This window comes from Pandoraea commovens (genome assembly GCF_902459615.1).
Lineage (GTDB): Bacteria > Pseudomonadota > Gammaproteobacteria > Burkholderiales > Burkholderiaceae > Pandoraea > Pandoraea commovens.
Window position 1 is genome coordinate 410,234 of the sequence record NZ_CABPSA010000003.1, and the last position, 12,818, is coordinate 423,051.

At 62.1% G+C, this 12,818-nt stretch carries 15 protein-coding genes; 2 read left to right on the forward strand and 13 right to left on the reverse strand.

The annotated features are described in order from the left end of the window. Positions 1-127: 127 nt before the first annotated feature. The 13 genes from PCO31010_RS12205 to PCO31010_RS12265 all read right to left on the reverse strand — a co-directional run bounded on the left by PCO31010_RS12205 (position 128) and on the right by PCO31010_RS12265 (position 11,288). Positions 128-373 carry a glutaredoxin family protein gene (locus PCO31010_RS12205; RefSeq protein ID WP_150664488.1) on the reverse strand — a complete coding sequence of 82 codons (246 nt, stop codon included), beginning with the start codon at positions 371-373 and terminating at the stop codon, positions 128-130. An 8-nt stretch (positions 374-381) separates the two neighbouring features. Next, a complete protein-coding gene (locus PCO31010_RS12210; protein ID WP_150664489.1) occupies positions 382-1,893 on the reverse strand; it encodes a DegQ family serine endoprotease in 1,512 nt (503 codons plus the stop codon). Between the two features lie 128 nt (positions 1,894-2,021). Then, the gene (locus PCO31010_RS12215) at positions 2,022-3,077 is read right to left on the reverse strand and encodes a MucB/RseB C-terminal domain-containing protein (protein ID WP_039401223.1); all 1,056 of its coding nucleotides are present in this window, start codon (positions 3,075-3,077) and stop codon (positions 2,022-2,024) included. Next, positions 3,078-3,767, reverse strand: a complete 690-nt coding sequence (locus tag PCO31010_RS12220) for a sigma-E factor negative regulatory protein (protein WP_150664490.1) — start codon at positions 3,765-3,767, stop codon at positions 3,078-3,080. Positions 3,768-3,805: 38 nt separating this feature from the next. Beyond that, positions 3,806-4,405 (reverse strand): RNA polymerase sigma factor RpoE, encoded by a 600-nt coding sequence (gene rpoE, locus PCO31010_RS12225; protein WP_010805230.1) that lies wholly within the window; start codon positions 4,403-4,405, stop codon positions 3,806-3,808. Positions 4,406-4,571: 166 nt separating this feature from the next. After that, positions 4,572-5,810, reverse strand: a complete 1,239-nt coding sequence (gene fabF / locus PCO31010_RS12230; protein ID WP_150664491.1) for a beta-ketoacyl-ACP synthase II — start codon at positions 5,808-5,810, stop codon at positions 4,572-4,574. A 142-nt stretch (positions 5,811-5,952) separates the two neighbouring features. Then, entirely contained in the window at positions 5,953-6,192 is a 240-nt protein-coding gene (gene acpP, locus PCO31010_RS12235) for an acyl carrier protein (protein ID WP_039401228.1), read from the reverse strand. Between the two features lie 136 nt (positions 6,193-6,328). Next, entirely contained in the window at positions 6,329-7,078 is a 750-nt protein-coding gene (gene fabG / locus PCO31010_RS12240; RefSeq protein WP_039401231.1) for a 3-oxoacyl-ACP reductase FabG, read from the reverse strand. A gap of 24 nt (positions 7,079-7,102) precedes the next feature. Beyond that, complete coding sequence (gene fabD, locus PCO31010_RS12245; RefSeq protein WP_150664492.1) at positions 7,103-8,032, reverse strand: ACP S-malonyltransferase; 930 nt, start codon at positions 8,030-8,032, stop codon at positions 7,103-7,105. Between the two features lie 148 nt (positions 8,033-8,180). After that, complete coding sequence (locus tag PCO31010_RS12250) at positions 8,181-9,167, reverse strand: beta-ketoacyl-ACP synthase III (protein ID WP_039401236.1); 987 nt, start codon at positions 9,165-9,167, stop codon at positions 8,181-8,183. Between the two features lie 36 nt (positions 9,168-9,203). Continuing rightward, positions 9,204-10,256 (reverse strand): phosphate acyltransferase PlsX, encoded by a 1,053-nt coding sequence (plsX, locus tag PCO31010_RS12255; protein WP_150664493.1) that lies wholly within the window; start codon positions 10,254-10,256, stop codon positions 9,204-9,206. Between the two features lie 121 nt (positions 10,257-10,377). Further along, the gene (rpmF, locus tag PCO31010_RS12260; RefSeq protein ID WP_023594409.1) at positions 10,378-10,557 is read right to left on the reverse strand and encodes a 50S ribosomal protein L32; all 180 of its coding nucleotides are present in this window, start codon (positions 10,555-10,557) and stop codon (positions 10,378-10,380) included. Positions 10,558-10,685: 128 nt separating this feature from the next. Next, positions 10,686-11,288 carry a YceD family protein gene (locus PCO31010_RS12265; RefSeq protein ID WP_150664494.1) on the reverse strand — a complete coding sequence of 201 codons (603 nt, stop codon included), beginning with the start codon at positions 11,286-11,288 and terminating at the stop codon, positions 10,686-10,688. A gap of 175 nt (positions 11,289-11,463) precedes the next feature. Between PCO31010_RS12265 and PCO31010_RS12270 the strand changes: the two genes are divergently transcribed. Together PCO31010_RS12270 and PCO31010_RS12275 are read left to right on the forward strand one after the other, a co-directional pair. After that, complete coding sequence (locus tag PCO31010_RS12270; protein ID WP_150664495.1) at positions 11,464-12,090, forward strand: Maf family nucleotide pyrophosphatase; 627 nt, start codon at positions 11,464-11,466, stop codon at positions 12,088-12,090. Further along, on the forward strand, positions 12,087-12,803 hold the full coding sequence (locus tag PCO31010_RS12275) for an SAM-dependent methyltransferase (RefSeq protein ID WP_150664496.1): 717 nt from the start codon (positions 12,087-12,089) through the stop codon (positions 12,801-12,803). The genes PCO31010_RS12270 and PCO31010_RS12275 overlap by 4 nt, the downstream gene beginning before the upstream one ends. Positions 12,804-12,818 lie beyond the last annotated feature (15 nt).

The window sequence follows — 12,818 nt, forward strand, 5'->3', positions numbered from 1 at the left end:
AGCCGAAAGCGCACCGATTCCGTCCGGAATCGAAGGCATCGCAGCCGTATAGCCGAAATAAGTGGGATTCAGTGGAAATGATGGTCTGGTGCTGGTTTCGTTCTGGGCATCCGGGCCGGACGAAGCGTCAGCCCCGGGGAAAAACAGTGGCGACAGCGTCGACGTCGAAACGATACCGGCACAGCTCACGCTCGCCCAGAGCAAGCACCGGCACGATCTCGTCGTACTTCGCTTCGAGCACCGGATCGCTGTCGACGTCGATCACCGTGACCGAGAAATCCCACGCCGGACGCATCGCTTCGAGCGCCGCAAGCATGTCATCGCACAGATGACACCACTTGCGGCCATAGAGCGTGAGCGCCGGCGCGGTCATGGGCTGGATTACTTGTTGCCCGGCGCACGCGGGCGCAGCGGCACGAACTGCGTTGCATCGCCACGGCGCACCAGGATCGGCACCAGACGCTTCGGATCGAGCGCCTTCACCACGTCCTCGAACTGCTTGGCGTTGGCGATATCGGCATCGCCCACGCGCAGAATGATGTCACCCTGCTGGAGCCCCGCACGGCCCGCCGGGCCTTCCGCCAGTTCGACCTGCACGCCGCCACGCAGCTTCAAATCCTTCTTCTGCGCTTCGGTCAAATCGGAGACGACCAGACCCAACGCGTTCGGATGCGGCGCTTCGGCACTGCCGCCCTGGGCCTTCGATGCCTTGGGCGTATCGGTATCCGCCTCGGCAATCGTGATCTTCAGATCCTGATTCTTGCCCTTGCGCAGGACTTGCAGCGTTGCGCTCGAACCCGGCTTGGTCTCGCCGACCATGCGCGGCAGGTCCGTTGCGTGATCGACCGGACGGCCTTCGAACTTCATGATGATGTCACCCGGCTGCACGCCCGCCTTCTCGGCAGGGCTACCCGGCTCGATGCTGCGCACCAGTGCACCCTGAGCACGCGGCAAGCCCAGCGAATCGGCCACGTCCTTGCTCACTTCGCTGATCGCCACGCCGATACGGCCGCGCACGACCTTGCCCGTCTTCTTGAGCTGATCGACCACGCGCATCACTTCGTCGATCGGAATCGCGAACGAAATGCCCATGAAACCGCCGGTCTGGCTGTAGATCATTGAGTTGATGCCCACGACCTCGCCACGCATATTGATGAGCGGGCCGCCGGAGTTGCCCGGGTTCACGGCCACATCCGTCTGGATGAACGGCAGGTAATCGCCCGTGTCACGACCCTTAGCCGACACGATGCCCGCCGTTACCGTATTTTCGAGACCGAATGGCGATCCGATCGCCACCACCCACTCGCCCACGCGCAGCTTGTTCGAGTCGCCGACAGGCACCGTCGGCAGATCCTTGGCCTCCACCTTGACCACCGCGACATCGGTACGCTTGTCCGCGCCGACCAGTTTCGCCTTGAACTCGCGCTTGTCGGTCAGGGTGACGTAGATGCTGTCCGCGCCGTCGACCACGTGCGCGTTCGTCAGAATGTAGCCGTCGTTCGAGACAATGAAGCCCGAACCCACGCCACTGTTCTGCTCTTCGTCCGGCTGGGGCTGGCCACGCTTCGGCGTGCCGCCCTTCGGGCCCGGCTGCTGAGGCATGGGCACGCCGAAGAAGCGGCGGAACAACTCGGCCATGTCGTCGTCCATACCGGGCGGCAAGCCACGCTGATTGCGGCTAACGCGCTCGGTCGTCCGAATGTTCACGACGGCGGGGCCGACGCGATCGACGAGCTGAGTGAAATCGGGAAGGTTGCTGACAAGCGGTGCGTTCGACGTCGTCGATCCGCCGCTCGGTGCCGAGGCCGGCGCAGCAAAGGCGGCGGGGGCTCCCGCCAATTGGGCGGCAATGGCGCCGCCGAGGATGACACGAAGCAGGAGAGTCTTCTTCATTGGAAGATCGTGGTGCGCGAAAGTCTCGGAATCCCTGAGGGCAGTCCGGCACCCGACGCTGCGTCGCGTCACGTCTGCCTCGCTGCCCGGACCGCACCGTTACCGGTTGCGGCCCACCCGACAGCCGGTCACTTCGCCGGCTGTTTGTACTCGATGCTGGATGCGAACTGTTGCAGGGTGGCCTGCGGCACTTCGCCGAGCAAGGTCAGCCAGAAGTCGCCATAGCGCTTGATGAGGATGTTCGTCGCTCCGGCGCTACCGTGGCCTTCCTTGCGCTCACGCGTGGCCGGCTCGATAAACACCGAAAGTCCGGCCATGCCGTCGGAATATACCACCTGCTGGACTTCCAGCGGTTTGCCGTCAGCCGTCGAGCGCATCGTGCGACGCACTTCCCGCACGGCCTTGAATCCCGGCACCTTCTTGTCGACGTCGATGCTCCAGCCCGCGTCCGACAGACGCGTCGTCGCAATCTGCGGCTTCACGACATGCCAGCCGTGCGTCGCCTGAATCGCGTGAACGATTCGCGCCTTCTCGCTCGGCACACCGATAGAGATTTGCGAGAACGCCGCCTGCTCCAGCAGGTGACCTTCGGCATCGAGCGTCTGCGCACGCAGCAACAAGCCCGTATTGCGATCGGCCCACAAGCGATAACCGAAACGGTAATCGTCCTTCGGCGTGAGCTCGATCACCATGCAGTCGAAGCCCGCCATCCGTTCGTTCGGCAGCAGTTTCGGCGCGTAGTAGTCGAGCACGTCGCGATTGGGCGTCGCAAGCAATGCGGGGAACGAATCCTTGCTCTCGCGCTTTTCCTGGAAGACGGTCTTCTGCTCGGGAATCAGCGTGTAGACGTCTTCGTTCTGACGAAGAATGCGGCGCTGACGTCCGTCGAGCGTCTCCAGTTCTTCGTACTCGTTACCTTTCTCGGCGAAGTGACTGATCTTCGACGAACGCATGGTCGAGCCACGCTGATACACGAAGGTGCCGATGTAGTTTTGCGTTTGCGCCGCTCGGTGGATCTTGTTGAGCCACGCACTGACTTCGCGCTTCTCGACCAGCGGGTCGGTGGACGCGGAAGCCTGCGCCCACGCCTGCGTTTGCAGGGTGCTCGCCAGCAGGAATGCAAACAAGAAGAAAGTGCGCCCGAAGGGCGCACGCGGCAAGGATTCGATACTCAGGCGCTGCATTTATTCGTCCGCTTGCGCCGAGGCTCGCATGTAAGGGGAAACGCTCTGACCGATCGGGGCCGGCGCGTATTGCTGGTGAGCCGCAAGATATTGGTCGAGACGCGCGTCGCGCAGCACGATCACATCGTTCGGCGCACCCGCACCATTGGCGGCCACAGCGGCTTGCGGCTGCTGCGACAGCGCCACACGCGTGAGGCTGGAACCGCTGGCGACCGGCGCTGCGGTCTGGGCGAGCACCTGCGGTTGCGCACCACCTGCCGGATGGTCCTGCAGACGCGGCACCACGACCCACGACAGTGCAGCGACTGCAGCGGCGGCGGCGGCCGTCGGCAGGACGCGGCGAACGCGCAGGAAAGGATTGATTCGCGTGACACGCGAGCCGGTGGCTTTTGCACCCGCAGCTGTCGCTGCCTGAGCATCGGCCAGTGCGGCTGGCGCGAGCAGGTGCGGCTCGGCTTCGAGGCGTGCAGCGAAGGAGGCCATAAAGGCAGACTCCGAACGCGGCAGCGTCAGTTCATCGGAACGCAGTGCGTCCCCGATCAGATGGTAGTCGTCCCACAGAGGCCGGCCCGAGGTGTCAGCCTCGTCCAGCAGGGCGGCCAGTTCGTCCGGATCGAATTCCCCGTCCATCAACGCGGAAATCCGCTCGGCTTGCAGCCCCCGCTGCGTTTGTACCGTCGCTGATCCCATGATATCCCCCAACGAAAATAACTTTCCCGGCGGCGCGCTCACCAGCGCTTACCGTCAGGCGTGTCCAGCAGCGGCCTGAGCCGGCTGGCAATCGCTTCACGCGCCCGGAAAATTCGCGAACGGACCGTTCCGATCGGGCACCCCATGGCTTCGGCGATCTCTTCGTAGCTCAACCCTTCGATTTCTCGCAGGGTAATTGCCGTTCGAAGTTCATCGGGCAAAGCCTCCATCGCTGTGTTGACCGTTTGAGCAATCTGCTTGCTCATCAGCATCGACTCAGGCGTGTTGATATCCCTTAGTTGATCGGCCTCGGCAAAAGTTTCAGCTTCTTCAGCGTTCGCTTCAGTCGAAGTCGGTGCACGACGTCCCTGGGTCGCCAGGTGGTTTTTCGCCGTGTTGACAGCAATACGATACAACCAGGTATAGAACGCCGACTCGCCGCGAAACTGCGGCAAGGCGCGGTAGGCCTTGATAAAGGCCTCCTGCGTCACATCCTCGACCTCGGCGGCGTCGCGCACGAGCCGCGATACGAGGCGGATGATCTTGCGGTGATATTTCGCGACCAACAGCTCGAAGGCGGCTTTGTCGCCTTTCTGCACGCGCTCGACGAGCGCCTGGTCGATTTCTCGTTCACTCACCTGATATGGATCCGTATTTTCTCTGGCTGCCGGGCCCGAACGGGCCCAATTGCACCGTGGCAGCACTGACCACCACGGCTGGAAGTGTCTTTGACGCCGCACGCCCGGGCACACTCACCGGAGCGTGGGTCAGCGGGACGGGACGCCTGCGGGGCGTCCCGCGAACTTAGACTCGCTGGAAGACCAGCGTGCCGTTAGTCCCGCCAAATCCGAAAGAGTTCTTCAACGCGACATCAATTTTCATGTCACGGGCCGTATTTGCGCAGTAGTCGAGGTCGCAAGCCGGATCCTGATTGAAGATGTTGATCGTCGGCGGCGACTTCTGGTGATGAACGGCCAACACGGTGAACACCGACTCCAGGCCGCCTGCACCGCCCAACAAGTGGCCGGTCATCGACTTGGTCGAATTCATCACCACGTTCTTGGCCGCATCGCCCATCAGGCGCTTGACCGCGACCGTCTCCGCGATATCGCCCAACGGCGTCGACGTGCCGTGCGCATTCACGTAGTTCACCGTGTCGGCGTTCAGGCCAGCGTCGCGCAACGCGTTCGTCATGGCACGCAGCGCGCCGTCGCCGTCTTCACACGGTGCGGTCATGTGATACGCGTCGGCGCTCATGCCGAAGCCTGTGAGTTCGGCGTAGATCTTGGCGCCGCGCGCCTTGGCGTGCTCGTACTCTTCGACCATCATCACGCCAGCGCCTTCGCCCAGCACGAAGCCGTCGCGATCCTTGTCCCACGGACGGCTGGCCGTCGCCGGGTCGTCGTTACGCGTGGACAGTGCGGTCATCGCAGCGAAACCGCCGATACCCAGCGGCGACACCGTCGATTCGGCCCCGCCGGCGAGCACGGCATCCGCGTCGCCATACTGAATCATGCGAGCGGCCTGACCGATACAGTGCAGACCGGTCGTGCAAGCCGTGACGATGGCAAGGTTCGGGCCCTTCAGGCCGTACTTGATCGACAGATGGCCGGAGATCATGTTGATGATCGAGCCCGGCACGAAGAAGGGAGAAATCTTGCGCGGACCGCCCTTGATCAGATCGTCATGCGTATCCTCGATCATCGGCAGACCACCGATCCCGGAGCCAACCAGCACGCCCACGCGCTCTGCGTTCTCTGCGGTGATTTGCAGGCCGCTATCCTCAAACGCCTGAATGCCGGCTGCCAGACCGAAATGGATAAACGTATCCATACGGCGGGCTTCCTTGGCCGACAGATACTTCTCTGTCTCGAAGTTTTTGACTTCGCCTGCGAAGCGAACTTTGAACTCGCTCGCATCGAACTTCGTGATGTTGGCGATGCCCGAACGGCCCGCGACCAGATTTTCCCAACCTTCGGCAACAGTGTTGCCGACCGGCGAGATCAGGCCCAGACCGGTAATGACGACGCGACGACGACTCACGATACTCCCCTTCTTCTGCTGGGTCATACAAAACAAAAGCCACAGAGGCGACAAGGTCCGACCCTGCGCTCCCTGCGGCTGACAGGCACGCCCGACGCCAGGAGCCGGTCGGCATCCCGGCCAATCAGGCTATCCGTACGAATTACGCCTTCTTCTGCGACGAGGCGAAATCGATAGCTTGTTGCACGGTGGTGATCTTTTCTGCTTCTTCGTCCGGGATCTCGATCTCGAACTCTTCTTCCAGGGCCATCACCAGCTCAACCGTATCGAGCGAGTCAGCGCCGAGATCGTTCACGAAGCTGGATTCGTTCTTAATGTCGGCTTCCGCGACGCCAAGTTGTTCGGCGACGATCTTCTTGACGCGTTGCTCAATGTTATCCATTCAAACCCTCCGGGGTAGTTAGTTCAGACAAGTGCGCGCATTTTAACAGGTTTGCCAAGCAAAGTTAGCATGCGCCAAATAATGTTCAATGTCGCGCAAAATCATGCAATCTCACCGCAATTTGCGCACATCTTCCTTAATTCATGAACATGCCGCCGTTCACGTGAAGCGTAGTGCCGGTGATGTAACCTGCCTGCGGAGACGCGAGGAACGCCACCGCATTGGCGATATCTTCCGGCGCGCCCAGACGGCCCAGCGGAATGCGTGCCTTGAGCGCTTCGTGCTGTGCTTCACCCAGCGCCTTGGTCATATCGGTGTCGATAAAACCGGGGGCCACACAGTTGACCGTGATGTTTCGGCTGCCGATCTCAGCGGCCAACGAGCGCGACATGCCCGACACGCCCGCCTTCGCGGCAGCGTAGTTGGCCTGCCCCGGGTTGCCTGCGGAACCGACGACCGACGTCACATTGATGATCCGGCCGCTACGCGCCTTCATCATCGGCTTAATGACAGCGCGCGACAGACGGAAGATCGCCTTGAGGTTCGTGTCGATCACATCATCCCACTCGTCGTCCTTCATACGCATCGCAAGGTTATCGCGGGTGATACCGGCGTTATTGACGAGGATGTCGAGTTTGCCATGTTGCTTGAGGATGTCGTCCAGCGCTGCGGCCACGCCTTCGGCGTCGGTCACATTCAGGACAATGCCCTTGCCCGCGACACCGGCTTCTGCGAAATACGCATCGATGCCTTGCGCTCCGGCTTCGCTGGTGGCGGTACCCACGACCGTCGCACCCTGGCGAGCCAGTTCGAGGGCGATGGCACGACCGATGCCGCGCGAGGCGCCGGTCACCAGCGCCACGAGGTTTTCGAGTTGCTTGCTCATGAAAGAATTACCCTTGCCTATGGCTTACGAGAGTTGGGCGCGCACGTCGGCCAGCGAGGCCGGATCGGTGATTGCCAAACCCGTGAGATTGCCGTCGATGCGCTTGGTCAGGCCGGTCAGCACCTTGCCCGGACCGCACTCGACCACTTGCGTCACGCCTTGCGCGGCGAGCCACTTCACCGATTCGACCCAGCGCACCGGGGCGGCCGCCTGACGCACCAGCGCGTCCTTGATGCGAGCCACGTCGGTTTCGACCGCCACATCCACGTTATTGACGAGCGGGACCTGCGGCGCGTTAAACGTCACGCTCGCCAGATACTCGCGCAGACGATCCGACGCAGGCTTGAGCAGCGACGAATGGAACGGTGCGGACACCGGCAGCACGAGCGCGCGCTTGGCACCCGCAGCCTTAGCCAGCTCGCAGGCCTTCTCGACGCCCGCCTTAGCACCGGCGATCACGACTTGCGCCGGGGCGTTGAAGTTGACGGCCTCGACCACGCCCGCCGCCGACGCATCAGCGCAGACGGTGCGAACGGTGTCGTCGTCCAGACCGAGAATCGCCGCCATACCGCCCTGACCGACCGGCACGGCTTCCTGCATGGCTTGCGCGCGGAAACGCACGAGCGGCACGGCGTCCTTGAATGCGATGACGCCAGCGGCCACCAACGCCGTGTACTCACCCAGGCTGTGGCCAGCGACGAAAGCCGGCGTTGCGCCACCGTCAGCCAGCCACGCGCGGTACATCGCGTAGGCGGCGGTGAGCATCACCGGCTGTGTGTTGGTCGTGAGGTTCAGTTCTTCGGCGGGGCCAGCGGCGATCAGCTTGGCGATATCCTGCCCGAGAGCGTCCGAAGCTTCGGCAAGCGTTTCGCGCACGACAGCGTTGTCCGCGAATGCGTCGAGCATGCCCACCGATTGGGATCCTTGTCCCGGGAAAACGAAAGCGAATGTCATAGCGGCTGGTTTTACAGTCAGATTCAGAAACATGGCGGCGCATCTTAGCGCGCCGCAACGACACGCAAGAGAGCCTTCTCACGCGTTTCGCTTACACCACACTTCACAACGTGCGGCAGGTTCGCGTGGTGCTCCGGCGCCGGGACGTTCACATGCGGAAAAGCACCGCGCCCCACGTAAAGCCACCACCCACGCCTTCGATCATGACGTTCTGGCCAGCTTTGATACGACCGTCGCGAACCGCGACGTCGAGTGCGAGCGGAATCGATGCCGCGGAAGTATTGCCGTGCTGGTCGACGGTCACGACCATTTTCGCTTCGGCACCCAGCTTGCGGGCGGTGCTCGTCATGATGCGCAGATTGGCCTGATGCGGAATCAGCCAGTCGATCGCCGACGCTTCCAGCCCAGCCTTCTCGAGGGCCTCGTGAGCCACCTTTTCGAGTACCTTGACGGCCAGCTTGAACACCGCCTGACCATCCATATAAAGGAACGCCTCACCCTGCACCGCGCCACCGCTCACATTGCCCGGCACACAGAGGATGTTCGAGTGACTGCCGTCAGCGTGCAGCGCGCTCGACAGAATGCCCGGCTCGCTGGACGCTTGCAGCACGACCGCACCGGCGCCGTCGCCAAACAGCACGCACGTCGTACGGTCGTTGAAATCGAGAATGCGCGAGAACGTTTCCGCACCGATCACCAGCACGTTGCGGTAGGCACCCGAGCGAATGAAGTTGTCGGCCGTCGCCATCGCGTAGGCGAAGCCCGAGCACACAGCCTGAATGTCGAACGCGGCGCAACCGTTGGTGATGCCGAGCTTGTTCTGCACGAGGCAAGCCGTACTCGGGAACACGAAATCGGGTGTGGACGTGGCCACCATGATCAGGTCGATCTGGTCGGCGCTCAATCCCGCCATGTCGAGTGCGCGCTTGGCGGCTTCCACCGCCATATCGCTGCTCGTCTGGTCGGGCGCGGCGAAATGGCGCGCCTGAATGCCGGTACGGGCGACGATCCACTCGTCGCTCGTCTCGATGCCTCGGGTGGCAAGCTCGTCTGCCAACTGCTGATTGGTCACGCGTCGTGCCGGCAGGTAGCTGCCGGTGCCGACGACACGGGAATAAATCGCGGACTGGGTCATCTTATGGTCGGTTAGCGCACCGGGGCGGGACCGGCTTCAGAGCGCCGGAATGGCGCTCGCCGGCTTGTTGTCCTGGAGCTGGGTCTGATTCTCTTGCATGGCGTGCGACAGACGGTCAAGCACACCGTTGCGAACTGCATCATAGCCGCGTTTGATGGCCCATTCAAACGAGTAGGCATCGGCGGAACCGTGGCTCTTGATGACGAGCGCACGCAACCCGAGCAACGCAGCACCGTTGTAACGGCGATGGTCGACGCGGTTCTTGAAGCGAGTGAGAATCGGCAATGCGATGACGGCAATCACCTTCGTCCACCACGTACGGGTGAACTCTTCGCGGATCATGTCGCCGAGCATCTGTGCCAGGCCTTCGGAAGTTTTGAGTGCAACGTTGCCGACGAAACCATCGCAGACGACGATATCCGTCGTACCGCGATAAATGTCGTTGCCTTCCACGTTGCCGTAGAAATTCAGCGTGGAGCCGCGCAGCAGCTCGCCCGCCTGCTTGATGACGTCGTTGCCTTTGATGACTTCTTCGCCAATGTTGAGCAGGCCGATCGACGGACGTTCCTTCCCATCGACCGCTGCGACAAGCGCGTGGCCCATCTCGGCGAATTGCAGCAGGTGAGTCGGTTCGCAGTCGACGTTGGCGCCCAGATCGAGCATCGTCGTGTAGCCACCCTTCTCGTTTGGCAGCACCGTGGCAATTGCCGGGCGCTCGATACCGGGTAGCGTCTTGAGGACGTAACGCGAGACGGCCATCAGCGCACCGGTATTCCCGGCGGACACGCAGGCCTGCGCGCGCGCTTCCTTGACCAGATTGAGCGCCACGCGCATCGAAGAGTCTTTCTTCTTGCGCAGCGCTGTCTCGACCGAGTCGTCCATGGCGACGACTTCACTCGCATTGACGACGGACAGGCGCGGGTGATCCGTCACACGCAGCTTCGCGAGCTGCGCGTTAATGATCTCCTGCTGCCCGACCAGCACAAGTTCGACATCGTCGGTGGATTGCACGAAGCGAACCGAAGCCGGCACCGTCACCGATGGGCCGTGGTCTCCGCCCATACAATCGATCGTCAGGGTGACTGTCATGTCGACGTGATTGGCTTGCGGTACAGGTAACAAAAAAAGCGGCAGGATGAGTGCCGCTTTTGCCACATCGGACGATCAAACAGCGCCATGATGGGCGCGTATCGCCTTGAGGGCCGAATTATTAGTCGTTCTTGGTCTTGATGACCTTGCGACCACGGTAGAAACCGTTCGGCGAGATGTGGTGACGCAGGTGCGTCTCACCCGACGTCGGTTCGACGGCGGTCGACGGTGCGGTCAGGAAATCGTGCGAACGGTGCATGCCGCGCTTCGACGGCGACTTCTTGTTCTGTTGAACGGCCATGATAACTCCTCAAAATATCGCGAAATTTTAACACAGTTCGAGCGCCGCCCTACGGTGTCGGCCTGTCGGCCCGACCTGTGCGACTAACGCAAACATGTACTTTGGTGAGCCGGAAATCCGGCCGCACATTACTTTCCGTCCTTGTCCGGCGAGCGCTTGAGCGCTGCCAGCGCCGCGAACGGAGACGGCTTATCCTCTTCTTCGGGCTCCGGAGCCGGCGCTGCCAACCCGTCGCTTCCGGTAGCCAGACTATCGTGAACACTCGGACAAACCTCATGTTTCGGGACGATAGGCAAAGCCAACAGCAATTCTTCTTCGATCAGCTCGCGCAAATCGAAATGTTTGGAGCCGACCAGCGCTTCGAGTTCGTCTTCATCGAGAGGACGCGCTTCCGCAGCGGCTTCGTCAGTCACGATCTCGAACGTCGTTTCCGAGTCGAGCGACTCCTCATAAGGCGTGAGGCAACGTTGGCATTCGAGCCACATCGGGCCTTCGACCGTGAGCGTCAAAAACTGCTTCACGGTGGGCTTACCATCCGCGCGCAGCACGGGCTTCTCCGCCCCTTGCGCACGCCAGTGGAACACGCCCTCAGCCCGCCCCGATGCCGAGACTTCGGCTGGCACTTCGGTTACCATGCGCGGCAATGCCGCAAGCTGCACGTCACCTTCCGCCACCCGGCCGGTACGCGCGAATTCGAACAGATCGACGATATATTCGTTCATCACGCTCATCCTTGCCTTGGCGCATCTGACCGCATTCATGTCCCCTGCCACCCGCAGCGCCCTGATTCGACGCCACTTTCAGACGTTTGAACCGGTGTCGCGCAGGCTGGCGAGACCGAGCGCCAGATTGCAAAAGCCGTGAATTCTAAATAGTTTTTCGTTTCTCGTCAAACACTTAAACCCGATGACCGCACAGCCCCTGCCATCGCTGATCCTGGCCTCCGGATCACGCTATCGCCGCGAACTGCTCGAGCGCCTGCGCTTGCCGTTCTCGGTCGACGTCCCGGACATCGACGAAACGCCCGCCGCTGGCGAAACACCGCACGACACCTCGCTGCGGCTGGCCCGCCAGAAGGCACAGGCCGTCGCTGCCCGCCACCCTGACGCCGTCATCATCGGCTCCGATCAGGTCGCCACCTTCGAAGGCCGCCAGATCGGCAAACCCGGCAATTTCGAGAACGCCATGACGCAACTGCGTGACATGCGCGGCAAGGTGGTCGAGTTCCACTCCGCCCTGTGCGTCTACGACGCCCGCAACGGCGAGAGCCAAGCCAAAGACGTCGTAACGCGAGTGAAGTTCCGCGAGCTGCCCGATAACGTCCTGGCCGCCTACCTTCGAGCAGAAACGCCCTATGACTGCGCAGGCAGCGCCAAATCCGAAGGCCTCGGCATCATGCTGCTCGAAACCATCGAAAACGACGACCCCACCGCGCTCATCGGTCTCCCGCTGATTGCGCTCACGACCATGCTGATGCATGCCGGCATCGCCCTGCCCGGCCCCGGCGTGGCACCACAGGGGAGCGCAGCATGAGCGGCACGCTGTATCTGATTCCCAACACGCTCGGCACGAGCACCCGAGGCGGGCTGCCGTCCGTGTTGCCCGAAGAGGTCCGCACGGTGACCGCCGGGCTGAAGTACTTCGTCGGCGAACAGGCCAAGAGTACCCGTGCCTTTCTGAAACTGGTGGGCGTCAGCACGCCGATTCAGGAAATCGACATCCGCGAACTGAACGTCAATACGCCTGATGCGGCTGTCGATGCGCTGCTCGCGCCCATTCTGGCGGGCGCAGATGGCGGCCTCGTGTCGGAGGCCGGTTGCCCGGCGGTCGCTGATCCGGGGGCGCTGCTGGTGCGCCGTGCCCATGAAAAAGGCGTGCGGGTGGTGCCGTTCGTCGGCCCCAGCTCGATTCTCCTCGCCCTGATGGCCAGCGGACTTAACGGCCAAAGCTTCGCTTTTCACGGCTATTTGCCGACGGATGCGGGCGAGCGCACCAAGCGTCTGCGTGAGCTCGAACAGCGCTCACGCAAGGAAAAGCAAACGCAGATCTTCATCGAGACCCCGTACCGCAACAAAGCGATGCTCGACGCCCTACTGCAAAGTTGCGACGCCTCCACGCTGCTTTGCGTGGCCGTCGATGTCACGCAGGATGCGGAGCAAATCGTGACGCACCGGGTCAAGGGATGGCCGCAAGCCAGCGTCGAACTGCATAAACGGCCTGCGATTTTCCTGTTTTTGGCGCAATAACGGGACGTAAACAAG